21 protein-coding genes, 5 tRNA genes and 1 pseudogene are annotated in these 25497 nt (G+C 39.6%); 6 read left to right on the plus strand and 21 right to left on the minus strand.

The window, feature by feature from the left end:
• Positions 1–214: 214 nt before the first annotated feature.
• Positions 215–2554 carry a helix-turn-helix domain-containing protein gene (locus tag D1B33_RS13295; RefSeq protein WP_118876887.1) on the minus strand — a complete coding sequence of 780 codons (2340 nt, stop codon included), beginning with the start codon at positions 2552–2554 and terminating at the stop codon, positions 215–217.
• Positions 2555–2601: 47 nt separating this feature from the next.
• Positions 2602–3471, minus strand: coding sequence for a LysR family transcriptional regulator (locus D1B33_RS13300; RefSeq protein ID WP_118876888.1), 870 nt, complete (start codon positions 3469–3471; stop codon positions 2602–2604).
• 139 nt (positions 3472–3610) lie between these two features.
• On the opposite strand from D1B33_RS13300, the gene D1B33_RS13305 reads away from it, so the two are divergent.
• Both D1B33_RS13305 and D1B33_RS13310 read left to right on the plus strand, forming a co-directional pair.
• Positions 3611–4579: a DMT family transporter gene (locus D1B33_RS13305; protein WP_118876889.1), complete on the plus strand. Its 969-nt coding sequence runs from the start codon at positions 3611–3613 to the stop codon at positions 4577–4579.
• Positions 4580–4740: 161 nt separating this feature from the next.
• Positions 4741–6357, plus strand: a complete 1617-nt coding sequence (locus D1B33_RS13310) for a mechanosensitive ion channel (RefSeq protein ID WP_118876890.1) — start codon at positions 4741–4743, stop codon at positions 6355–6357.
• 81 nt (positions 6358–6438) lie between these two features.
• On the opposite strand, the gene D1B33_RS13315 is transcribed toward D1B33_RS13310, so the two are convergent.
• From D1B33_RS13315 to D1B33_RS13325, 3 genes are read right to left on the minus strand one after another with little or no spacing between them, the layout of a single operon-like run.
• Positions 6439–6744 carry an ArsR/SmtB family transcription factor gene (locus D1B33_RS13315; RefSeq protein WP_118876891.1) on the minus strand — a complete coding sequence of 102 codons (306 nt, stop codon included), beginning with the start codon at positions 6742–6744 and terminating at the stop codon, positions 6439–6441.
• Positions 6745–6780: 36 nt separating this feature from the next.
• Positions 6781–7203 (minus strand): arsenate reductase (thioredoxin), encoded by a 423-nt coding sequence (gene arsC / locus D1B33_RS13320; protein WP_118876892.1) that lies wholly within the window; start codon positions 7201–7203, stop codon positions 6781–6783.
• Positions 7204–7242: 39 nt separating this feature from the next.
• Positions 7243–8538 carry an arsenic transporter gene (locus D1B33_RS13325; RefSeq protein ID WP_118876893.1) on the minus strand — a complete coding sequence of 432 codons (1296 nt, stop codon included), beginning with the start codon at positions 8536–8538 and terminating at the stop codon, positions 7243–7245.
• A gap of 334 nt (positions 8539–8872) precedes the next feature.
• Here D1B33_RS13325 and D1B33_RS13330 point away from each other — a divergent pair, with 334 nt between their 5' ends.
• Entirely contained in the window at positions 8873–9703 is an 831-nt protein-coding gene (locus D1B33_RS13330) for a glycerophosphodiester phosphodiesterase (protein WP_118876894.1), read from the plus strand.
• A gap of 132 nt (positions 9704–9835) precedes the next feature.
• Here the strand turns inward: D1B33_RS13330 and D1B33_RS13335 are convergent, their stop codons facing one another.
• Positions 9836–10129: a hypothetical protein gene (locus D1B33_RS13335; protein WP_118876895.1), complete on the minus strand. Its 294-nt coding sequence runs from the start codon at positions 10127–10129 to the stop codon at positions 9836–9838.
• 250 nt (positions 10130–10379) lie between these two features.
• A tRNA-Ala gene (locus D1B33_RS13340) sits at positions 10380–10451 on the minus strand.
• A 377-nt stretch (positions 10452–10828) separates the two neighbouring features.
• On the opposite strand from D1B33_RS13340, the pseudogene D1B33_RS13345 reads away from it, so the two are divergent.
• Positions 10829–11053 (plus strand): annotated as a pseudogene (locus D1B33_RS13345) (serine hydrolase); the annotation flags it as partial.
• Positions 11054–11195: 142 nt separating this feature from the next.
• Positions 11196–12971, plus strand: a complete 1776-nt coding sequence (nagZ, locus tag D1B33_RS13350; RefSeq protein WP_118876897.1) for a beta-N-acetylhexosaminidase — start codon at positions 11196–11198, stop codon at positions 12969–12971.
• Between the two features lie 44 nt (positions 12972–13015).
• Here the strand turns inward: nagZ and D1B33_RS18785 are convergent, their stop codons facing one another.
• The gene (locus tag D1B33_RS18785) at positions 13016–13150 is read right to left on the minus strand and encodes a hypothetical protein (protein ID WP_267897054.1); all 135 of its coding nucleotides are present in this window, start codon (positions 13148–13150) and stop codon (positions 13016–13018) included.
• Positions 13151–14029: 879 nt separating this feature from the next.
• Here D1B33_RS18785 and D1B33_RS13355 point away from each other — a divergent pair.
• Entirely contained in the window at positions 14030–14320 is a 291-nt protein-coding gene (locus D1B33_RS13355; RefSeq protein WP_118876898.1) for a hypothetical protein, read from the plus strand.
• A 328-nt stretch (positions 14321–14648) separates the two neighbouring features.
• On the opposite strand, the gene D1B33_RS13360 is transcribed toward D1B33_RS13355, so the two are convergent.
• From D1B33_RS13360 to D1B33_RS13420, 13 genes are all read right to left on the minus strand, one after another.
• Complete coding sequence (locus tag D1B33_RS13360; protein ID WP_118876899.1) at positions 14649–14957, minus strand: hypothetical protein; 309 nt, start codon at positions 14955–14957, stop codon at positions 14649–14651.
• Between the two features lie 180 nt (positions 14958–15137).
• A complete protein-coding gene (gene glmS, locus D1B33_RS13365; RefSeq protein WP_118876900.1) occupies positions 15138–16943 on the minus strand; it encodes a glutamine--fructose-6-phosphate transaminase (isomerizing) in 1806 nt (601 codons plus the stop codon).
• A gap of 590 nt (positions 16944–17533) precedes the next feature.
• Positions 17534–18058 carry a type 1 glutamine amidotransferase domain-containing protein gene (locus D1B33_RS13370; protein WP_118876901.1) on the minus strand — a complete coding sequence of 175 codons (525 nt, stop codon included), beginning with the start codon at positions 18056–18058 and terminating at the stop codon, positions 17534–17536.
• A 423-nt stretch (positions 18059–18481) separates the two neighbouring features.
• The gene (gene glmM / locus D1B33_RS13375) at positions 18482–19834 is read right to left on the minus strand and encodes a phosphoglucosamine mutase (protein WP_118876902.1); all 1353 of its coding nucleotides are present in this window, start codon (positions 19832–19834) and stop codon (positions 18482–18484) included.
• A 91-nt stretch (positions 19835–19925) separates the two neighbouring features.
• Positions 19926–21134: a CdaR family protein gene (locus D1B33_RS13380; RefSeq protein WP_118876903.1), complete on the minus strand. Its 1209-nt coding sequence runs from the start codon at positions 21132–21134 to the stop codon at positions 19926–19928.
• Complete coding sequence (gene cdaA, locus D1B33_RS13385) at positions 21127–21966, minus strand: diadenylate cyclase CdaA (RefSeq protein ID WP_118876904.1); 840 nt, start codon at positions 21964–21966, stop codon at positions 21127–21129. Before cdaA ends, D1B33_RS13380 begins: the two co-directional genes overlap by 8 nt.
• A 518-nt stretch (positions 21967–22484) precedes the next feature.
• Positions 22485–23099: a zf-HC2 domain-containing protein gene (locus D1B33_RS13390; protein ID WP_118876905.1), complete on the minus strand. Its 615-nt coding sequence runs from the start codon at positions 23097–23099 to the stop codon at positions 22485–22487.
• Between the two features lie 12 nt (positions 23100–23111).
• Positions 23112–23675: an RNA polymerase sigma factor SigW gene (gene sigW, locus D1B33_RS13395; protein WP_118876906.1), complete on the minus strand. Its 564-nt coding sequence runs from the start codon at positions 23673–23675 to the stop codon at positions 23112–23114.
• A gap of 161 nt (positions 23676–23836) precedes the next feature.
• Complete coding sequence (gene rocF, locus D1B33_RS13400) at positions 23837–24742, minus strand: arginase (protein WP_118876907.1); 906 nt, start codon at positions 24740–24742, stop codon at positions 23837–23839.
• Positions 24743–24999: 257 nt separating this feature from the next.
• Positions 25000–25074 (minus strand) — tRNA-Gln (locus D1B33_RS13405).
• 4 nt (positions 25075–25078) lie between these two features.
• Positions 25079–25162, minus strand: a tRNA-Tyr gene (locus D1B33_RS13410).
• A gap of 13 nt (positions 25163–25175) precedes the next feature.
• A tRNA-Val gene (locus D1B33_RS13415) sits at positions 25176–25251 on the minus strand.
• Positions 25252–25288: 37 nt separating this feature from the next.
• Positions 25289–25363: transfer RNA gene (locus tag D1B33_RS13420), tRNA-Glu, on the minus strand.
• Between the last annotated feature and the right edge of the window lie 134 nt (positions 25364–25497).

Here is a 25497-nt window from a genome sequence, read left to right on the forward strand (position 1 = left end):
GTTATATCCTCCTTATTCTTTTTTACACATTCATTATAAAAAAACATCCATCTAAAAGAGAGGCATTATTTGCTTGTTTATGGTAAATAAAACTTTATATTTCCCACTTACAATTATTGACATCAAAAAAAGAGGGTCGTTTTTTTACCTTCCAAGACAAGAAAAAAGCCATTGCCGCTTGTACTGCGTCATGGATTTTTATAAAAATGCTATTTTATATAATTGCTTTTCTTATTTCAAAAAAATGAATGGCATTTACTGTTAAATAGGAATGAAAAGACCATTCATCCGTTAGCGTTTCATCAAACAATTCCAATTCCGGATGACTTGAACGATTGATATAATCTATAATCTCCATATCCAGTCCATGCTTGCTATTTAAACTCAGCCACTTTGTGTAAAGCGCTCCATGCTCGCGGTCAAAAATGTATTTGCGAATTTGGTAGTCTCCTGCTTCCAGTCCCTTGATTTTGACCAAAATTTCTTTATTCAGCGTTTTTAGAAACGATTCTTCCATGGAATAATACGGATTTACCGTATTGCAGTTCATCAATACCAACTGATATCCACGTTCATTTTGCGTCAGGACATAATCAGTGCCTTGGCTAATGATGGACCCAGTCAATTTCTTGGCAAACATCATCGCAAAAAAGGCCGGCCGTTTCCCGCTGAAATAATGGAATAGCTCCAATCCCTCCATTCGGATTCGCTGTCCTTTGGCATCATTCTCATGCAGGGCAGTATTGATCCAAAAACCGATGGATTCCACCTCGTCCGCAACATCCAGCACACTTTTCAATACCAATGCCGCGCGGAAGAAGAGCCCGTTCGTAAACCGGGTATTGCCGGATAGCGTATTCCAAGAAATAAGATGTAACGGTTTTTCAATTCCATGCTTTTTCAGATAGGCTCTAATCTTCGCTGTTTTTTCCCTTAAATAATCCTTTGCCATATAAAAGGTCTGATCATTTAATTCCTGGAAATCCACGATGTCATTTTGATTGGATTGATAGCCGATAAAGTCCACTGCGTCACCAACGGACAAAATCCATGTATGCGGCTTGCTTGTGCCCTCATCCTTAAATGAAAAAGGCAAAAATACACCAACCTTTATTCCAGGGACAATGGTTTTAAGTACATCGTGCATTCTGGAATACACACGTTCCAATTCCCTCGCATCCACTGCCGTGTAGTAAGGCTCATAAAAAAGGAAATGCCAAGTACTTAAATAAGAAGAGCCGTATAATTGTACACAATGCTTCAGGAAACCTTGGAGTTTCTTAAAATAATTCTCTTCGTTTGCCGAAATTTCTTGATAATCGATTCTGACAAACAGCGAAAGATTGTTCTTCCATATAAAATCCAGCGCAGAATCCGATCTAAAATAAGGCGAACTTGTTGCAATCGCTTCATCAGTTTCGACATCTGCAGTAATCGTTTCTCCCCTTAGCAAATTGCTGATTCCTATATAATCAAGCCTCATTTCCTCTTTCACCATCAGGATTTGAGACCTTACATCTTCTTTTAACAGTTCTTTCAATTCGCGAATGATGACGGTATGCTTAGGGCGGCAAATTTCCTTGTGGTTAGGTTCCGTGACATCGAGCGATAATTCTTCAAACCGCGACTCGGTATTTCGGTAGGAGCGGTCCAGATTGTTTAATATGAGTCCTAATTTGCCCAGAATGTTTGGCGAATGGACGAATTGTTCGGCATCTTCAATCGGGTAGTTTTCGAACGAATCGATTTTTTCCTTCTCATGACTTTCCCGATACACGTGCGGAGTGACGCCATAGGATTCCTTAAACACCGTAGTAAATGATTTTGTGTTGGCGAATCCATTTTTCATGGCAATTTGGGAAATAGTATCATTTGTATAAAGCAAATCCTTCACACTATGCCTTAAACGGATATTCATCAAGAATCGGCTAAATCCCATTCCGGTTTTTTTCTTGAAATAACGCGATAAGTATCCGGTTGAAAGATACGATTTTTTCGCCATGCCCTCCAGCGTAATCGGTTGATGATAATTTCTTTCCATATACTCGATGATTTGTGTGAGGCGAAAATCATTATTGTCTACCTTTTCCAAGGCGCTCCCTTTTTTCTTAAACCCTCGAATCAAGTTCAGCAATATTTTGCTCAAATGACTTTGAACTTCGATTTTATAGCTTTCATCTTTTCTGTAATAGGAAATCATTAACCGAACAAGCAGTGTTCTGATATGATTGAGCAATTTTTCCCTGCCTATGTCAATTTCCTGCGAAAAGCACTCAAATCGGCTATTCCGATATTCGTCATAATATTGCTCCATAAAAGCATCACAAATATTTAGCATTAATACGCAATTTCCCGGATTTCCTTTTACTTGATAAAGCTGATTGCGATTAATGAGCAGCAGGTCCTGCTCTTTTAATACATAAAAGCGGCTATCGATTTCGATTGTTATTTCGCCATCAATGACAAAAACAAATTCCAATCCCTGATTCACTCTGGGGGATAAAAATTCAATTTCCTTCAAGGAGATTTGAAAATCCCTGGATGATTGATTCATATATATTCACCTCTTTTTTGCTGCAAACTAGAATTAAAACTGGTCTTTTAGAATACGTTCTGGGCTTCTTTGTTGGCTTCAATGGTTTCGATGAATTTTTCAATTGTGGCTGTTAAGTAGCAATCGGCCCTTCTAATAAAAACCGTTTTGACTTTACTATATTCTTTCGGCAGAATGTGGCATTGAATTCGTCCGCTTTCCACCAAATGCGCAACTGAAGACCTTGGCACAAATGACACGCCCAGTCCCATGGCCACACTGCGCAAAATCGTTTCCAGTGTACCGAATTCCATCACTTTTTGTGGTTTGATGTTTTGGTCTTTATACCAATTTTCAAGACGCGCCCGGTAGCCGCAACCCTTGCTGAAGCATAAAAAGGGCTCATTTTTCAGCTCTTCCAGTGTCAAGTCGCGCATATCTGAAATCAATACCAGCTCTTCATCGAACACTTCCTGCGATACCAGGTTCGGATGAAAGTCCGCTTCCGTAACAAAGGCTCCATCCAATTTATGGTTCAATACTTCCTCTTCCAGCGTTTCAGTTACCCCTGTAAATAATGACAAGTCAATTTTTCTATACTTCTTGATAAAGGATGATAATATAGTAGGCAGTTGGTAGACAGTTTCCACTGTACCAACTTCCAGTTTCCCGGAAGGCTCTTCATTGCTCTGAACAGCTTTTTTCATTTCTTCAACCAAGATTAATATTTCTTTGCTATATGCCAACAAGGTTTTTCCTTCGGGCGTCAAGCTCATCCCACGCCGATGCCGGTTAAATAATGATGTATTTAACTGTGTTTCCAGCTTTTGAATTCTCGATGTGATATTGGATTGAACGTAATTAAACTCTTTCGCCACTTCCGAAACTGTTCCTTTTTCCGCTACCAATTGGAATATTTCCAAATCTTTAAATTCCACCAATATCCCCCCAATCTATGTTTCTCTTTTTATGATATCAATAAAATTGATGTTAATCATTATTTTTATTCACTTTACGAGATAATTAAAATTACTATAATAGAAATAATGGCAATATGGTGAAAGGAGTAGAAAAAAGTTGAAAAATAGTGTATTTGTAGGAGCTCTTTTATGTTTTATCGCTGCCGTTTCATGGGGGGCAATGTTTCCTGTAGCACATGCAGCTTTTCAATATATGGATCCCTTCTATTTTACAATTTTCCGCTATGGCGCCGTGACGATTATCTTGGTGGCCTTTTTATGGTGGAAAGAAGGAAAACAGGCTTTTCGATTTGAAGGAAGAGGCTTACATTTGTGGTTTTTTGGAACAATGGCGTTTACCGTCTATAACCTATTGATTTTCTGGGGAGAAGATTTGCTCGGGCAACCCGGAATTATGGTGGCCTCTATTATGGAGTCGCTTATGCCGATGATTTCAATCGTGATTGTATGGATGATTTATAGACACCGCCCACATGCATTTACTTTAATGTGCGTGCTAATCTCGTTTATCGGAGCAGTACTGGTCATTACAAAAGGAGATATCGGGGCATTTCTTGGTGCAACGGAAGACTTCATTCCGTCCATGCTAATTTTTATTGCGGTGATTGGATGGGTTATCTATACAATGGGAGGCAGTGAGTTTAGCGGTTGGTCCGCTTTACGGTACTCGACGTTAAGTTGTCTGCTCGGTACCATTACAGCGTTTATCATTACTATAGGTGCAACGTTGTTTGGCTACTTATCTGCTCCTTCCATGGATGACATAAAAGCCGTAAGCCCTCATTTATTGTTCATGATCATCTTCCCAGGGGTAATTGCTTTGCTCGGCTGGAATATTGGGGTCAGCATCTTATCGCCATTAAATGGCTTGTTGTTCATCAACTTTGTTCCCGTGACAACCTTGTCAATTGCCGTTCTTCAAGGGAATAAGGTAACCTTATTTGATGTAATCGGAACTATCTTGATTATCATCTCATTAATTTCGAACAATATTTTCTTGCGAATGCTGCAAAAGAAAGAAGCAAATGAGCATGTCCAAACCAAATATAATGAGAGTTTGTCTTAAAAAGGAAGTTTATCTTAGGAAGAAAGGATAGATCAACAGGAGTGGATACCCTGTTTATCTATCCTTTTTTTAAAATGATTATTGTTCTTTAATTGTTTACTCCCAAAAGTGTTGGGTATATAAAGTATGCAACTCAAGAATTCTTTTAAGGAGTGAATAGATTGGATAATAATCGCTACTGGGGCGGCTTTGACTACCTGTTGGCCAAACTGCCTGATTTTTTATTAGCAATTCTCGTATTAGTAATTGGTTGGATTATCGCAAAAGCAATCGAAAAGGCTGTCTTAAAGGGACTTCAAAAAACCAGCCTCGATAACAAGGTTTTCCCCGGTCAAGAAAAACCTAAATATTCCTCTGAAAAAATAATCAGTAAGATAATATACTATCTGTTGCTAGTGGCCGTATTTGCCCTGTTCTTTAGCATCTTGGATCTTGATATTATTACTAGACCACTAGTTGACATGTTCTCATCCATTACCGCGGCAGTGCCAAGCATTTTAAAAGCAGCGTTGATTCTATTAGTTGCATGGCTTATTGCGAACGGACTAAGCATGCTAATCAAAAAAGGCGGAAGAACACTAAGTGTTCATGAAAAGCTGCGCAAGTGGAATTTAACTAATGATAACGAGCAGCCCGCCAATATCGCTGATAAAGTGGCTAAGATTGTTTTCTACCTGACACTGCTGCTATTCCTTCCAGCTGTATTGGGTGCACTAAACCTTACTGGAATCGCTGGTCCATTCAGCGGCATGCTGGAAAGTATCGTAGCATTTGTGCCTAAGCTTCTTGCAGCAGCACTTATCTTATTGGTAGGATGGTTTATTGCGAAAATCGTTCGTGATATAGTAACGAATTTCTTGGAGGCAATCGGGAGTGACAAATTAACGGCAAAACTTGGCCTGACACGAGTATTGGCAGGGACAAGCCTGGCATCCGTCATTGGTACAGCCGTATTTGTTCTTATCCTTATTCCAACGGTCATTGCAGCGCTCGAGCGACTGGATATTGAAGGCATTTCCGAGCCGGCAATTGCCATGCTTAATGATGTCATGACCATGATTCCAAATATAGCGGTCGCTATTATCCTCGTACTGATTGGTGTTTGGCTCGGAAAATGGGTTCGCAAATTTGTCTCCAATTTATTGGAACGAATCGGATTGAATTCTTATTTCTCCGGAATGGGATTAAACAAGTCTGCCGCAGCAGGCAATGGTTTAAGCTTCTCTCAAGCGATTGGCTATATTGCGGAAGTAATCATTGTTCTACTATTTGTGGTGCAGGCGCTTAATATTCTTGGGCTAGACTTCATGGTCACTCTGGCAACCGGTGTAATCGCCTATCTGCCTCATGTAATTGCGGCTCTTGTAATTCTTGGAGTAGGCTTGTGGCTCAGCACTCTTATCAAAAAACTGCTTAGCACGGTTCTTCAAGGACCACATTATAAATTCCTGGCCAATGTCGCACAGGCTGCCATTATCACAATCTCAGTCTTTATGGCATTAGACCAGCTCGGCCTTGCCGCTTCCATTGTCAATGCTGCGTTTATTCTAACGCTTGGCGCACTGGCACTTGCGTTTGGCTTGTCATTTGGTCTTGGCGGAAAAGAGTTTGCAGCCAAGTATCTTCAAAAGCTTGATCGCAAAATTGAAGAAACCAACATTAATAAAGATGTTGATACAAAACAAGTCGTAAAAGAATCGATGCGTGATATGAAGCAAGGTCCAGCCTCTAATCCAAGCAATAACGGGATTGATGAAAATAAAGGATATAATAAATAGTATCTAAGAATACTAAAAGCAGCTAAGAAAGGTAAAAATCTTTCTTAGCTGCTTTTTTGTCATTTGGCATACCTGGTAAATCTAGCACTTTTTCTCCCCGGTACAACAGCATGGCGACATGGGCTCAATCGTTTCCAAAATCCCCCTCATTAGAGGAGTTTGTTCTTCCACTAATCGATAATGCTTCCAAGTTCCCACTTTTCGCTCGGTAATAATCCCGGCCTCTTTTAATTTACGAAGTTGTTGACTGACTGCCGGTTGCGAGATTCCGAGAATATCAACAAAATCGCATACACACACTTCGCCATTCTTGAGACAAGCAAGGAGCTTAATGCGATTTAAGTCGGCAACAGCCTTCAATTGCTTTTCCATTAATGAATAATCCATTTTCAGCTCTACGCCTCCTTAATCGAATGATTTCCCTTATTCACCAGTCTCTGCATAACGTTTAATTCTCTCTCCAACCTCGTCACGAACACGTTGGAAAACAGCCCATTTTTCTTCTTCCGTTCCTTGTGCCTTGGCTGGATCATCAAAGCCCCAATGTTCACGTTTAACGTGCGGCGGTGTAACGGGACATTTATCCGCTGCATCACCGCATAGTGTTACAACCAGATCCGCGTTATGCAATGTTCCCATATCAATCAGATCTGATGTTTGATTCGAAATATCGATGCCAATTTCATTCATTGCTTTAACGGCATTCGGGTTTAATCCATGCGCTTCAATTCCCGCACTTTTTACCTCCCATTCATCGTGAGGCAAAACCTTTCTTGCCCAGCCTTCTGCCATTTGGCTTCGGCATGAGTTTCCTGTGCATAAGAAATAGAGTATTTTTTTCTTCATATGGTTGATTCTCCTTTGTTTGCTATTTCCCGCCTGTCCCTAAAAAATAAGAAGGGTGATATACAGGCCGATTAAAGTAATGAAGAGAATAGGTACCGTTAGCACAATACCAATTTTAAAATAAGTTCCCCAAGAAATTTTGACGCCTTTTTGGGAAAGAACGTGAAGCCAAACCAATGTCGCCAATGAACCGATTGGTGTAATTTTCGGACCTAAATCAGACCCGATGACATTGGCGTAGATTAATGCCTCTCTTACAATCCCTGTCGTGTTCGTTTCGGCAATGGCCAAGGCGTCAATCATGACAGTCGGCATATTGTTCATAACAGAAGATAAAATGGCTGCAATAAAGCCCATTGCTATGGTAGCCGAAAATAACCCTTGCTGGGCAAATGTTTCAATCACACCAGCCAATGCCTCCGTTAACCATGCATTTCCCAGCCCATAAACAACAACGTACATCCCAATCGAGAAAAAGACGATATTCCAGGGCGCCCCTTTAATAACCGCTTTCGTATCCACGACAGCACTTCTTCGGGCCATTATTAAAAAGAAAATCGCGATAATCCCTGCAATAATGGATACGGGCGTGTTGATCCATTCACTCGCAAAGTAACCAACCAGCAATAAGGCAAGAACATACCAGGAAAGACGGAACATTTTTAAATCTTTTATCGCTTCATGCGGTTTTCTTAATTTGATTACATCATATTCTTTTGGAATGCTTTTTCTAAAATAAATCAACAGAACCGTTACTGTTGCAACGAGTGAAAAGAGATTGGGAATAATCATTCTCGAAGCATATTCAACAAATCCAATGCCAAAGAAATCGGCTGAAACGATGTTCACCAAGTTGCTCACAACGAATGGCAGGGAGGTTGTATCCGCTATAAATCCACTGGCAATAATAAAAGGAAAAATCATTGCTTCTTTAAAATGAAGGTTGCGAACCATAGCCAGGACAATCGGCGTCAAGATTAAAGCCGCCCCATCATTTGCAAACAATGCCGCTACGATGGCCCCCAAAATACTGACATACACAAACATCTTAATCCCATTGCCTTTTGCTGCCCGGGCCATATGCAGCGCCGCCCATTCAAACAATCCAATTTCATCGAGAATCAATGAAATCAAAATGATGGCTACAAACGACAATGTTGCATTCCAGGTGATGCCAATCACTTCTGTCACATCATTGAAATCCACCACTCCCAATAATAAGGCAAGCAGTGCTCCGCCACAGGCCGTCCATCCGATATTCAACCCTTTCGGCTGCCATATGACGAGAAGAAGCGTTGCTAAAAAAATAACAGACGCCAAAATAACCGTAATCAATTCATTCTTCCTCCTAAATAAATCAGCTAAAGCTTACACAATCATCTTCATCCGACCGTTTAATATATAACTAAATACTTATATAATATTTTACTTATATATTCATTGCAACTCTTTTTGTTAAATAATGCATCAATCAAGAGTGTTAGGAAGAACATGGGATTTTATTGTTTCTATTCGCTCAATTAAGTAGTAGCTTTGTAAAAATACGTAAGCACAAAGGGAAAATTTTGTTAACACAATATTCACCAATCTATAAATATCTCTCCATATGCCTTTAACATCCCTTTTCTAAAATAGAATTGTAATCTAATTGAGACAGGAGATGGAGAAGATGAGCAAAAACTTATTAATCGGAACAGGCATGGCCTTATCATTATTATTGAGTCCCTTCAGTCAAGCGTTTGCGGAAGAACCAACAACAGGAGAAAGAAAACAAGTAGAAAATGTAGCACACCGTGGCGCAACAGCGTATGCACCTGAAAATACGATTGCGGCCTTTGACCTTGCAGTAGAAATGAAAGCCGATTATATCGAAATCGATGTGCAGAGAAGTAAAGATGGTAAGCTCGTATTGATTCATGATACAACGGTGGATCGTACAACAGATGGCACAGGTAAAGTTGGGGATTTAACATTTGAACAGCTTAGAAGCCTGGATGCTGGAAGCTGGAAAGGTGAACAATTCGCAGGAGAATCCATCCCGACTTTTGAGGAGATTCTAGATCGCTACCAAGGGAAAATTGGGATTTTTATAGAAATGAAGTCTCCTGAACTATACCCTGGCATTGAAGAAGAAGTAGCCGAAGCATTAAAAGAACGAAATCTTGATAAACCGCAAAATGAAAAAATCCTTGTGCAATCATTTAACTTTGAATCCATGAAAAAAATGGACGAACTTCTTCCTAAAGTGCCAATTGGTGTAATAACTTCTAACCCAGCTGATGCAACATTGGAATCTTTACAAGAAATTTCGACATATGCGGATTGGTTCAACCCCCATTATGGAATGGTGACAGAAGAATTATTGAGCCAAGTCCACTCAATGGGAATGAAAATGGGTTCATGGACAGTACGCAGTCAAGAAACAGCAGACTTCCTATTCGAAATGGGCGTTGATGCCATTATTTCCGACTATCCGGATTATGTAGATCCCAGGAATTAATATTCCCCTAAAATATATCAAGGAAGAGAGCAGTGTCTATTCCATATTAAAAAATAACCTCTCATCGAATTGATCGGTGGGAGGGTTAACTACAACTATGTCCGGTACTACAAAGACTTGTATCTAGCATTCTTAGAGACTTATATTTTCAACTCTTCCCTTTTTAGGAATCAACTTATTATATGAATACGATATAGTATATTCTCTATTTTCATCTAATTCGATTCGTTGAAAAGATGCTTCACTTATTTTTAACTTTCGATCCTCTATTAACAGATAGTGTTTACCATCTTCCTCTAAAATGTGTTCTTCTGTGATTTCGAGTCTTTTAGTATCGCTTCCTTTAGTGAAAGCATAGCCAATACATAATACAAAGATAACTATAAGTGCGATAAATGCTGTTTTAAATACTTGCAGTTGTGTCATTCAACCATCCCCTATTTCTTTTAATCATTTTCCCCTTATGACTAAACTGGCCCTTAGTTAGTTCAGGAATAAATATACAATTAATAACACTTCAACATAGATATTCCAGTTTCTTTTTAAAAAAATAAGTTCGCTTCTTATAAAAGCGAACTACTTCTGATATATTATGTCTTTTATTGAAGAAAAATACGATTTTGAGTCTTGCGCGTCTGCCAATTCCGCCATATCGCCATATCGGCATAATATTAAGTGGAGCGTAGGGGGATTGAACCCCTGACCTCTTCGCTGCCAGCGAAGCGTTCTCCCGCTGAACTAACGCCCCGTTGTTGCTCCCACTCGAAATTTGAGCCAGGAACTATTCCTTACCATTCAACTGTACTACATCATTATATATAAAATATGTGAAAAATGAAATGATGATGACTTAATTTTTAGGTACCAGTCTTCATTTCATTAAAAATTTTATTCTAATTTTATAATCTCGACAAAAAGCTATAGCTAAAAAAGTTGGAAATACAAAACGGTATTCACTAAACAACATAACCTTATTCATAAAAAAGACACACTTCTTATTTCAAAAAAGCGTGGATTGTTGCAATAGCTCACTGGCTATGTCCAATTTCTTCTTATATTTCTCTAATCTCATTATTTAGCGAAACTCCGTATCTTCAATTTAACAGAAAATTAGTGATAGATAATAGCGGAGATACTCTCATTCGTAAAGGCGCACCTGAGGGATGGGAGGTCGGTGATAAGAGTGGAGCTGGAAATTACGGAACGAGAAATGATATCGCAGTTGTTTGGCCACCAAACAAAGAACCCATCGTCATTGCGATTATGTCCCGCCATGATTCGGAGGATGCTAAATTTGATGATGCACTAATTGCGCAGGCTGCCAAGATTGCTCTAAATGTTTTAAAGTAAATAATTTATAAATTTGTAATTACTACCTTATTCTGGACAATCAAGATTCTAGGAGTCTTTGACAAACGGGCGTATAATATCCTTGAACGATGATATTATACGCTTTTCTTATACTATAAATGGAAGAAAGGGGAATTAGAAAATGAATAAACGAAAGCCTCCCCGCTATAAGCTGCTAATTTTTACGATTCCACTTTTACTTTTCGCCTTGATCATTGGCGTCTATGCAACCAAAGAAATCGGAAGCGAGAAGACCCCAGTTAAAGAGAATCCCGTTATCACCTACCCATCCGGTAAAAAAACAGTAGATTCGGGAAATGATAAGATTTCAAGTCTTGAGAATTTAGTTGAGGAAACCTTTTCCTTATCCATGGAAGGTAAGATTCCGAACATTTCATTTATTTCCGGTGAAACAAATTGGAAGGAAGTAAATCATGTGTGGGGAAAATCAGAACATGTTTCGGAAACTGCTAAAGGCAGATATGAGGAATACGCAAGTCATCATGCTACAATCGGCTATGCCGATCAGACTGTTAATGATATAAGATCGTATGATTCTGAACTGCAGAATATCTCGTTAAATGAAATTGAGAAAACTGGTGGACAACCCGATGCCATTCGATACTATAAAGATTCAACTGTTGACCAAATGATACTTGTCTATCATGCAACGGCTTCTACTGATTTATTATGGATTTTACCTAAACCAACAGAGCAGGAGCCAAATCCTAAAGTTGACCATATCTCACTCTTTACACAGATTGAAAAGGAACCAAATCAACAAACTCAAGTTGAAAAACCGATTCAACAAGGAAATCAATCCATTTCAGAGGTGGTTTCTAAACTAAGCTTAGATGATAAAATTGGCCAGATGATTCTTGCTGGGGTTTCCGGGACTACAATGGATGCTAACGCAAAACAATTAATAGGTCAATTACATGTCGGCGGAATTATTTTTTACAAATATAATTTTGAAACCCCTGCACAAGTGATTCAACTTGTGAATCAAATGAAATCTGGAAATAGTTCGAGTTTACCGCTTTTACTAGGTGTTGACCAAGAGGGTGGACGTGTGACTAGATTGCCGGGTGGACTTGTAAACTTTCCTCCAAATAAACAGATAGGACAGATAAATAATCCCGATTTTTCTTATGAAGTCGGAACACTTTTAGGAAAAGAATTAAAGGAATTTGGTTTGAATCTCAACTTTGCCCCTGTTCTCGATATTAACAGCAATCCAAATAACCCAGTAATCGGAGATCGATCATTTGGGAACAATGCGGAAATAGTAAGTAAACTTGGAATTCAAACGATGAGGGGGATACAGTCTCAAAACGTCATCACGACAATTAAGCATTTCCCAGGTCACGGAGATACATCGGTCGATTCCCATCTGGACCTTCCAATTGTAAATAAAAGCCTTAAGGAACTTAAAGAACTAGAGTTAATACCGTTTGAACGTGCGATTAATCAAGGTGCAGATGTTGTGATGATCGCTCATATCTTATTGCCTCAATTAGATAAAACGAATCCAGGGACCATGTCAAAAGCGGTCATGACGGATCTTCTTAGAAAACAACTTGGTTTTACGGGAGTAATCATAACGGACGATATGACAATGGGAGCCATAACAGAACATTTTGATATTGGTAAAGCAGCGGTAGAATCAGTTAAAGCAGGAAGCGATATTATTTTAGTAGGGCATGACAATAATAATGTTGTAAAGATTATCTCCTCTTTAAAAGCTGCTGTTCAAAATGGGGAAATTTCCGAACAAAGAATAAATGAAAGTATAGAAAGAATTATCCAACTAAAAAGAAAATATAGCCTTAACGATACGAAAGTAGAAAACCCTAACCCTAACATAAATGAGATAAATCACTCAATCAATAGTCTTCTGAATAATTATTTACATTAATTTTCATATAGGTTAGTGGGAAGATTGAGAGAATACTCCCTTTATCATTGTGTCTGTAGATTAAGGACTTGACGTGGAAACTCTATGGGTATGATTTCTTTTGAAACGGCTGAAGCAGTTGTATCATCGGCATCCAAGTCATTATCCGCCACCGCGTAAAGTCCTATCTTTGTATGCAATGTAAATGTCTCCACACGTTAGAAAACTACCACTTTTATTATCATAAAAATTAAACTTTTATTTTTTGAAGAATCTGTTCATAAACACTAAAAAACCTCTCGCCAATATTTAATTGCAAGAGGTTTTTATCAGTCATTTTTATCGTATTATCAATCTTTTTTACTGTTTATATACAAAAAAGTCGGGTACTACGAGGTGCTCAAAACCCGTATGCTTGCGTTATGTGAAGTTATTCACAGAAATAAAAGTCGGGTACTGACAATTTTAGCATCATTACAAAAAAGTCGGGTACTAGGATTCCATTAAACTCCATATGCATCACCGATAATAATGTCTTGAAATTCAACAGCTTGTTCCGAAGAACTGGTAACATCTTCTTGCTTCTCATACTTTCCAGTATATTCATCAAGGCTTTTTCAGTGAATTTGCTTTGACAACGTTGCGACCGTTTTCCCAAATAAAAAAAACACCATAAATGATGGCGATGATTTTATATCAGATGGCATTATTCATAATCAGAATTTACCTATTTTTTGTTTTCCCTTATAGATACCCTTCCAAATCTAAAAGATTTAAAATTAGTTTTATCATTAGTAATTTTCTTTCAATAAATTCCGCATTATACCAGGTTGGTTAGAGGAAAACTCATATTATATATGTGAGGGAGGTAGGAAAAATCCTATAAATCCCCCTTACCATAGGATTTCCCCTCACTTCCCATTACCTCCTTAACCGTTTTCTCCTTTCTTTCTCCGAAACGGAAAAAGCACTCCAAACGGAGTGCTTTTTCTTTTTTGAAGTTTTTTTACTATATTTATAAATATCTACCAAAAAATGCATAAGATAGAGTAGATTTATGACGAAAGGTGGTGTAAAAAATGAATGAGGAGCAGATTCATCCAGAAAATAAACTCTTTCTAGAAATGAAGGGGAAAGATGTTTTACTTGTGACTCAAAGCAAACAATTAAATATTTTAGGTCAAGTTTTTCGTCCTATTTTCACTGGAAAAGTGATAGAAGTCACAAACGGATTTATTACGTTAGATCCAGTAATTATTAAACTCCATAACGCTCCTTTTTATAAATTTCCGACGCCGTTAAGTTTTGCATTGGAGCATATTGCCGTCTTTACTCCCTTTGACCCTAACCGTAAAATTCCCCTTATATAGGGAAGTTCGATATAGAAATTTATTGTGCCAGATCTACGAAACCCCTTCCTATTTCACTGAATTTCCGCCATTAAACCCAGGTTGGTTAGAAAAAAACTCATATGCTATAGGTGTGAGGGGAGAAATTGCCTTCTAATTTCATCCTGTTCTCCACAACAGGAACCCCCCCGTCCCCCAAAAAAGCACTCCGATCAGAGTGCTTTTAATTTTTAAAGATATAATCGGAAGACGAATCATCTCTTTCAATAGCGTCCAATAAATTAGCCAGCAGCTCTTCTAATTTCCTTCCGTGGGTATCATAACTAGCCTGTCCTGGACTTCTAGTTAACTAATAGATATATCCACCTTTAACTTCTTGGATGCGACTCTTTAATTGCTGTATTTCTAATCCGAAGCCACCACGAATATCACCATCTACTGATACCTGATCTAATATTAAAAGGTACGCTTCAAAATATCTTAAGGATATTACTTTTTCCGGATCATTAGCAAATTTTCTTACTTGTTCTTCTATAATAGAAGGTCTTGGATTAGCGTCAAAATTGGAAAGAACATGGCTCTTTAGTTTCTCTATAAAATCACTATACTGTTCTTCCGTCATATGTTTTATAGCGTTTTTGACATTCTCGATATACAAATTTCATCCCCCTAATAGAAACCCTAGTTCATATTGATTTCTACCTTTATTTGTAAAATACCTTTAGAAATAATCAAAAAGTTGTATAGAAAAAAGCATGGCAAAAGCCATGCTTTTTTAGCTATATTGGTTCCCGACTTTTTTGTCTTTGAACATTTACAAGTTATCGTTATTTACATCCTACTCGACCGTTACAGACTTCGCTAGATTACGTGGTTTATCCACATCACAGCGACGGTGTAATGCCGCGTAGTAGCTGATTAATTGTAATGGCACAACGGATACAAGCGGTGTTAGCAGTGGGTGGGTTGTCGGAATCACAAAGCGGTCGCCCTCTTCTTCCATTCCTTGCATGGAGATAATGCATGCGTCTGCTCCGCGCGCTACTACTTCTTTCACGTTTCCGCGGATATTCAAGGATACGTGCTCTTGCGTCACTAAAGCGAAAACAGGAGTCCCGTCTTCAATTAATGCAATTGTACCGTGTTTTAGCTCTCCGCCGGCAAACCCTTCCGCTTGGATATAAGAAATTTCTTTTAGTTTTAACGCTCCCTCTAGACTTACATAGAAATCCAGGTTGCGTCCGATAAAGAATGCGTTGCGCGCGATTTTTAAATAGTCTTCCGCGATTTGTTCCAATTCATCTTTTCGATCAATCATCGTCTGGATGCCATTTGCCGCAATTCCCAGCTCTTGTTTTAAATCAAAGTCAAACTCTTTTCCTAATGATTTTCCTGCTACATACGCAGCGATCGAAAGAACAGCTACTTGTGCCACATATGCTTTTGTAGATGCTACGGCAATTTCAGGGCCTGCATGAAGCAATAAAGTATAGTCGGCTTCACGGGAAAGTGTTGAGCCTGGTACGTTTGTAATCGTTAATGCCGGGTGGCCCATTTCTTCTTTAACTTTCACAAGCACTTGGCGGCTATCCGCAGTTTCTCCCGATTGGGAAATGAAGATAAATAAAGGTTTTTCCGATAATAGAGGCATATTATAGCCAAACTCACTTGAAATATGCACTTCTACAGGAATGCCTGCCATTTTTTCAAAATATTGTTTGCCGATGAGCCCAGCATGATAACTCGTTCCTGCTGCGATAATGTACAGGCGGTCTGCTTGTTTCAAAGCTTCTAGAATATTATCATCAATCGTTAATTCATCATCGCCATTGCTGTATTCTTGGATGATTTTACGGACCACGCTTGGCTGCTCATCCATTTCTTTCAACATATAGTGAGGGTAAGTTCCTTTTTCGATGTCGCTAGCATCCAGCTCTGCTTTGAATGGTTTGCGCTCAACAGGCGTTCCTGCCAAAGTGGAGATTTCTACTTTATCTTGGTGTACTAAAACAACTTCTTTATCACGCAATTCGATAAACTGGTCTGTTACTTGCAGCATTGCCATAGCATCTGAAGCAACCACGTTGAAGCCTTCCCCGACACCGACTAGAAGTGGCGATTTATTTTTCGCTACGTAGATTGTGTCTTCGTCTTCTTGATCAAGCAATGCCAACGCATATGAACCATGAAGCAATGATAATGTTTTGCGGAATGCCTCAACCGTTGATAATCCTTCTTTCGCGAACAAGTCAACAAGCTGAACGATAACTTCCGTATCTGTATCTGATTGCATTGGAATGCCTTTTAGGTAAGCTTTTTGCAATAAATGATAGTTCTCGATTACACCGTTATGAACCAAAGTATAACGGCCGGACACACTTTGATGGGGGTGTGCATTTAATTGGTTCGGTACACCATGTGTCGCCCAGCGAGTGTGGCCAATCCCGATGGATGCAGCTACGTCTCCGTCTACCGCTTTTCGCAAATCGGCAATGCGTCCTTTTTCTTTGAATACCGTAATTCCTTCTTCGTTTCGAACAGCAATACCCGCTGAATCATAACCGCGATATTCGAGTTTTTCCAGCCCTTTTAATAAAATTTCTTTTGCATCAAGTTCACCATTATATCCAACAATACCACACATAATTACATTTCCTCCGTATAAGCAATACAAAAACGTCCATAATTAACAATGAGAAAATAGAGCTTACCTAAGGAAAGGATGAATTCTGACTAATGCATCTGTCCCTTTTAAGCCATCTCTTTGTATTGCTTTTTAGTTATTTGCCTTTTCGTTTTTCTGTCCAAAAAATCACTTTTTTGCTTTAAAACGAAAGTATCGACCGGGCATGCGATCGGGAGGTATCCGCCGAATGTTCGATTATCCTCCACCTCGTCAACTAAGGATTGTTTCGTCCAATTTCCTTAGCTCAGGCGCTTTGATTGTTTTCCTTTTTTCTTATATAGCGCACAATACCCCTCCATTTGCCTGCGCTTGCTTGAAAATAAATGGAATATTTTTCAAATCGAATTTTCAAGCACTTTCATCATACAGAATATGCCTCAAATCGTCAATTATCCATGCGTTTATACTACTTTCAAATAGCAAATTAATCATGACAAGCTGATTCCTCTATGTAAGAAGGGGTTTTGTAAACAAAAACTCTCCGCCAGAGTAACTGAGTTATAACTCTAGCGGAGAGTTACTACTTGTTAGCTTACAACAAAGAACGGTTATAGTTCCTTTTCTTTTAATAAATTGACGATTTCTCGATTGAATGCTGGTAAATCCTTAGGTTCACGACTAGAAACAAGTTGCTTTTGGCATACAAATACTTCTTCGTCATGGTATTTTGCTCCGGCATTTTCCAAGTCGACGCGAATGGATTTATAGCCAGTAATGTCACGGCCATCCAGAGATCTTGCCGTAATCAATAATTGTGGGCCATGGCAAATCGCAAAGACCGGTTTCATGTCACTCATGAATTTCTTTGCAAAGGCTACTACGCGATCATCGGCACGTAAAATATCGGGAGAAAACCCACCAGGAATAAATAGGGCGTCAAAGTCATCCGGCTTTACATCATCGATACCATGATCGATTTCAACACGCGCTTCACCTTGTTTGCCTCTAATTGCCTTGTTTCCTTCAGTATCAATCGTTACAACCGTATGACCTGCTTCTTCCAATGCTTCCTTTGGACTTGTAAATTCAATGTCCTCAAACATATCAGTAATTAATGTCGCAACTTTTGCCATTCTAACAGCACTCCTTTCCACATTACTATTTCCCGTTTATGAAGCAAATAAACTATAAAAATAGAGCGCAGCATAAAAAAGCCAGCAAACTTTTGTCTGTTGTTGATCAAAAGTTCACTGGCTTACATTTTTGAATGGTGTCCAGCTGCGAACGCCAATGCTAGCTTTTCTGTTGTCTAGCTGCAGCGGCTAGCTCCTCCGAAACTTCGACTTCCTCCCACGCATGCAATGCATGCTACTCGGAAGTCTCCGCCGCACAGGATGTGCAAGTGCCGACAATGTACCTGTCGCTGCCGCTTTCGGTACAGTTGAAACACGTGCTGCTGTCGCTTCGCTTTCGCGCAAAAAACATCTGCCACACGATGTGGCGTTGTTGTCGGCCAGTTTCTTTCGGAGCTGGACGAGCCGCCTCCGCTTTTCAAGTTATTCCGTTAACCCCATCTGTTCGCGTACCACGCTTGCAATGCGGTTTACATAGCTTTCACATTCTTCTTCCGTGGCTGCTTCCACCATGACACGAACCAAAGGCTCCGTGCCGGAAGGACGAACCAATACACGGCCGTTTCCATTCATTGCTGCTTCTACTTTTGCAATCTCATCAGCAACTTTTTCATTTTGCACGACTGCATGCTTATCCACTACACGCACATTGACCAAGCGTTGTGGGAAGATGGTCATTTCGCCTGCCAATTCGGATAAACGCTTATCTGTTGCCTTCATGATATTGACTAATTGAATCGCAGTAAGCAATCCATCGCCTGTTGTATTAAAGTCCATGAACACAATATGTCCGGATTGTTCGCCACCTAGGTTATAGTCGTTTGCACGCATTTCTTCAACAACATAGCGATCACCAACAGCTGTTTTCACACTTGCCATGCCATTTTCCTCTACTGCTTTGTAGAAGCCTAGGTTACTCATGACTGTTGAGACAATTGTATTTTTCTTCAATCGACCTTTGCTGTTCAAGTATTTGCCAATGATGAACATAATTTGGTCACCATCAACCAGGTTTCCTTTTTCATCGACAGCAATTAATCTGTCGCCGTCGCCATCAAAGGCCAATCCAACATCTGCACCTCGCTCCAACACAAGCTCAGCAAGTTTTTGGGGATGTGTTGAACCTACTCCATCATTGATATTCAAGCCATTCGGCGATGAACCCATTGAAGAAATATCTGCCTCAAGGTCCGCAAATAAATGTGTTGCCAATTGGGAAGTTGCGCCGTGTGCACAATCCAAAGCAACATGGATACCAAGGAAGTCTTCATCAACTGTTTGTTTCAGATAAGAAAGATATTTTTGGCCGCCTTCGAAGTAATCGCTTACGGATCCTAAATCTCCTCCGATTGGGCGTGGCAATGTATCCTCCTTAACATTCAGGAAATTTTCGATTTCTTCTTCTTGTGCATCCGATAACTTAAATCCGTCCGGACCGAAAAATTTAATGCCATTATCAGCAACGGGATTATGAGAAGCTGAAATCATTACTCCTGCATCAGCGTTCATAACGCGTGTAAGATAGGCTACACCTGGCGTGCTAATGACACCTAACCGCATTACTTCTACCCCAATTGATAGAAGACCGGCTACTAAAGCCCCTTCAAGCATATGTCCTGAAATACGTGTATCTCGACCCACAATCACTTTAGGGCGTTCTGTATTATGTTTTGTTAGTACGTATCCCCCAACACGTCCTAGTTTAAATGCTAATTCAGGCGTTAACTCTGAGTTGGCAACACCACGCACGCCATCTGTACCGAAATATTTTCCCATTACTATTCTCTCCTTCAATGCTAGACATTCCATACTTCATACAATTTCTTATAAAAGTTAAAACGTTGGAACAATCTAATTGTTTAGAATGTTATTGTAAAGTTTTCTCTTCTTCTACAGGTATTTCTTCTTCTTCTGCTTGTTTTTCCTCCTGTGGAGCTGGTTCTTCAACTTTTGGTTCTCCTGCTTCAGGTTGAGGCGATTCCGATCCTGAATCTGTTTTGGTATCGGAATTAGGTTTCGAATTCTTTACTGGGCTCTTATCTGAACTGGGTTTTGAGTTAGAAACCGGACTATTGGCTGGCTTTGTCTCCTCTACCGGCTCTTCTTCGGCATCCGAGTCTGCTTCAGGTTCAGTAGCAGTTTTTATAACTTGGGCTTGTACCTCTATGGTTTCAGGAGATTGTTTAAAAGCTCCATTAGGTAAAGGCACCTTCACCTTATACGTACCGGACTCGTCGATATCCGATATATCAAATTCTACTTCTAATCTTGTGAGTGGGTCAATCACAGACTTCGGCCCAAACACTTCCACCTGTTTGGTTTGTGCTACCAAACTACTAATCACCACACCGTCTTTCGGCTTTCCTTTTTGCCTTAATACGATGGGAATCTCTTTGCTATAAGGCCTTACATCAATGGATATATCCACCGTTGCAGGTTCAATCAGTACATCCAATTTATTTAGGTTATTATCCAGAACCTTTACTGTTGCTTCTTTCTTAAAGGATTCGTTTATTTCATCCTCGCCGTTGATGGTTGCTTTCACATAACTAATACTATCAATAATGCTTTTTGCCCCTGTTACCAATACGGTACTTGGCTCTGCCGACATCCCTACCAATTCGTAACCTTCTGCGATCATCTGGTTATTGAGTTCAGGCTCTACCTTAACTTCTTCTGTTACTTTTTCCTCAATTACGATATCCAAAACCTTTGGATCAATCGATACATCCAGTTTATCCGAAAAGTTTTCGTGTTTGATTTCAACCCTATGCTCTCCGATCAGCAATTGATTTAAGTCAACAAACACGGTGAAGTCTTTTGCCAGCTTCGTTTTTAATACTATCTGCATAGGTCCTTCAATTGTGACATCCACTGTTTCAGGGAGACCGGAAACAATTAAATTTTCCTTATCATAATAAGCTTCAAGAGGCACGTCGGTTATAATATCCATTTGCGGATTTGTTGTCGAAGTTTGTCCTACATCCATCTGGGCTTTGGCATAGAAGAATAATAATAGAGCTAAAACTAATGCAGTTATACGCAGAGCCCAATAACTATCAAATAGTTTATTCATTCTTTTTCCCCCTCCAAGAGGTCCACTTAGAAGCCGCATCCGAATCTTGTACAGGTCCGAACCATAATTTCCTTAATTGTGTCTCGAACTCCTCTATGGACAGATTGCGATATAAGTTGCCGTTTCTAGTCAAACTAACAGCTCCCGTTTCCTCGGATACGACAATCGTAACAGCGTCCGTTACTTCACTCAAGCCTACTGCAGCGCGATGGCGCGTACCCAGCTCTTTTGATATAAAGGAACTTTCCGACAGCGGCAAATAACAGGCGGCGGATATGACTTTATCTTTTTGGATAATGACAGCTCCATCATGAAGCGGTGTATTCGGGATAAAAATATTGATGAGCAGCTCCGATGTAAGGTCTGCATTTAACTTTATACCGGTCTCTATATACTCTGTTAGCCCTGTTTCATTTTCAATTGAAATAAGGGCTCCAATACGCCGTTTCGCCATATAGCTTACAGCTTTTTTCATTGCTTCGATCAACCGGGTTTGCTCATCTTCCAGCTGGCCAGTGGATCGCTGGAACAGTTTGCCCCTCCCCAATTGCTCTAAAGCTCGGCGAATTTCGGGGGTAAATATAATAATGATTGCTAAAAAACCGAAATCGATTACTTCTTGCAGCAGCCAACCGAGGGTATCCAACCCAAATATAACCGTAGCAAACCTTGCTAGGATAATGACGAAAATCCCTTTTAATAACTGAACGGCCTTCGTTCCCTTAATGAGGGTTAATAATTTATATACTACGTACCAAACTAAAAGTACATCTAAAATGCTAAATACAATATTTACAGGCATAATGTCCGTAAATTGTTCAATCATTTGCACGTGGCATCCCCCACTTTTTCCTTGCTATTTCATTTATATCGTTAATATACGGACGTTATTCCGCAGAATGGAAAATATACATTTCTTGCTTTTATTAGAAAGATTCGATTTCCGCAAATGCAGCGAAAATCGAATAACATTGCTTACATATTTCAGTATTCATTTGCATTCTTTAGAAAAAATGAATGGAAACCATAGCCGATTGCATCAGGGGTAATCAACAATAATAGAACGATGCCCATTAAAAATCTACCCATCTAATATTTCCCCAATGAGAAATCTGCAAACGCTAATGAATAGTATTAAGTATACCATACTAGCTCATCTAAAGCTTACTTCAAGAAATACAAGTAGCCTTAAACTTTATTCAATAAATGTTTAATTTGTGACGAGAGTTTTATCGAGCTTACCAATACGCCCAGGCAGATTTAATTGAACTGCAGATTCTTTTCCAAGCAAAAGAAATGCCTAAAAAGTTTGCGCTCAACTTTTTAGGCATTCCTAACTGTTTCCACACTCTATTCTTCAAATAAAGCTTTGAAATCATTTGCCATGTCTTTCATTTCAAACCATAGCCATTCAAAGACTTCATCAATTTCCTTTATTTGGCCTGTGACAACGGAAGTAGAAGCCATATATTGGCCGCCGTTAATAACGGTTACATTCCCATCAACTTCTCCTTCAATTACTAAGTCTCCATTTTTTACAACTATGTCACCTTTGACGACTTCGCCTTCCGGAACAATCACGGTCTGGCCATTTACAATTAAATTCGGTTGTGTGGTTACCGAAAATTCGTCATTTGGATAACTGCTGACCAACGCTGCACTCATAAATAAAAAGAACACAGCTGCAGCTATAATGATTGGATGTCGTCTAAACCATTTTTGAATCCCTACTCGATTCTTTTCTTTTGGCAGACGCTTCATTACTTTCTCCTCAAAATACGGAGGGGCCGTAATATGTGCTGCGCTTTTAACAAAAGCAATCGTGTCACTTAATTCATGCATATGCTGCCGACAGTCAGAGCACACTTGTAAATGATTCTTCAGCTGCTGTTCATGTTCACGACTTATATCGCCATCCAAGTATTCGTGCATATAGTCAACAATGTATTGTGGACACGTACTCATGCCTTCACCCTCCTACAAATTACTAAGTTGCTTTCTAAGCGCTTCACGCCCTCTATGAATTCTTGTTTTAACCGTTCCTAAAGGCATATCCAATATTTCACTTATTTCTTGCAGAGATAATTCTTCTATATACTTCAAAACAATGACTGAGCGATATTTATCCGGCAATCTGCCGATTTCATACTGAATTCGATCTTGCAGCTCCAATTGCTGAACCGTTTCTTCGGGCAATTGCTCTTTAGATGCAATTTGTGAATACATATTCAACCCATCGGTACCCGCCACTTCTGCATCCAGGTAATAGTCGGGCTTCTTTTTTCGTATTCGATCAATGCAAAGGTTCGTGCCAATTCGGTAAAGCCAGGTCGAAAATTTCCTTTTTTGATCAAATGTATGAAGGTTGATGTATGCTCGAACAAATGCTTCCTGTGAAATATCTTCAGCTTCTTGTTGATTGCCCAGCATACGGTAACATATTTGATATAACTTGTGCTGGTAGAGGTTCACAATATCTGAAAATGCGCTTTGATCGCCTTTTAGCACTTGCTTTATTCTTTTGTTCACTAACGCATCCATTTATATTTTCCTCTCCACCTTTAAGGCTTCATATTATTTACGTGACATCGCAGAAAAAGTTTCATCCTAAAATATAAAATTTAAAACGTTAAAAATAATCTGGAATTTCCGCTACTTCCTTTCTATTATAAGGTTACGACTAGAACCTCGGAGGGGAAACACTAAACGAGCTTCTCACCGAATAATGAACCCATTAAAGCAACAGCTGTATCAGCAGTTTTATTGCGTTCATCCAAGATCGGATTCACTTCAACAAATTCAGCCGAGGTAATCATTTGTTCTTCCTCCAACAGCTCCATGGCTAAGTGGCTCTCCCTATATGTAATGCCTCCTGGAACCGGTGTGCCTACCCCCGGTGTATATAAGGGGTCCAGCGCATCTAGATCCAACGAAAGGTGTACCCCATCCACCTGACGCTCTTTTAAATAGGCAATTGAGTTTTCTATTACTCTCGTCATTCCCAAGCGGTCGATTTCGTGCATTGTATACACCCTAATGCCTTTTTCCTTAATAAGGTTCCGTTCTCCAGGATCAACTGAACGAGCACCGATAATAATAATATTTTCTGGTTTAATTTTCGCTCCTAAACCACCTAATTGAACTAAGCGCTCATCTCCTAATCCCATACCCACAGCTAAAGGCATTCCATGAATATTTCCAGAAGGCGAGGTATCAGGAGTATTTAAATCTGCATGCGCATCATACCAAATGACTCCCAAGTTAGTATACTTCTTTGTTAATCCTGCAAGCGTCCCGATAGCAATGCTATGGTCGCCTCCTAAGATAAGTGGAAATCTCCCTTGGTCAAGCACTTCTTCTATTTTAATAGAAAGTTGCGTACAGACTTCCAAAACTTCGTTTAAATTTTCCAAGTTAGTATTTGATTGAGAATTCTTAATTTCTTTTTTTACGAGTATATCGCCTTCATCTTTGACATGATAACCTAAGCTTTCCAACCTTTCGGATACATCCGCATAACGAATGGCACTTGGCCCCATGTCTACCCCACGGCGATGCTGCCCATAATCCGATGGTACCCCAATTATCGATATTTTCCTCTTTTCCATCATTACCCTCCTCTGTCAATTAATTATATTCTATCTTGACCAGGCTAGTTGGCTCAACCTAACAATCATTTGAATATTTATTCATGATCAGGGAATATGGGAACCTGCTTATGGCATCGTGTGTGAGAGGGATTGAGCGAGGGCATAATGTAAACATAGAAGATTATTATCTTTTATCAATATAAAAGAACCCCCTACCTCATATTTCGAGGAAGGGGGTTTTACTATGTAATATAATTGATGATTAATAAGAGAAATGGCTGGGGTACCAGGATTCGAACCTGGGCATGACGGAATCAAAATCCGCTGCCTTACCGCTTGGCTATACCCCAAAAATGGTGGAGGGGGACGGATTCGAACCGCCGAACCCGAAGGAGCGGATTTACAGTCCGCCGCGTTTAGCCACTTCGCTACCCCTCCAGATTAACACTTATGGTGGAGGATGACGGGCTCGAACCGCCGACCCCCTGCTTGTAAGGCAGGTGCTCTCCCAGCTGAGCTAATCCTCCATAATCAAGTTAAGTGCAATCAATAAGAAAATTTAATTGGTGACCCGTACGGGATTCGAACCCGTGTTACCGCCGTGAAAGGGCGGTGTCTTAACCACTTGACCAACGGGCCTAAGAAAGTCTCAAACAAGACAAGATTTATAATACCATCATATAATTATAAAAGCAACTATTTTAGAAAAACTTTTATAAAAAATATTGAACGATGTAATTTTGGGCAAAAAAATGGCTCCGAAGGTAGGACTC

This window comes from Ureibacillus yapensis, from assembly GCF_003515775.1.
GTDB lineage: Bacteria > Bacillota > Bacilli > Bacillales_A > Planococcaceae > Ureibacillus > Ureibacillus yapensis.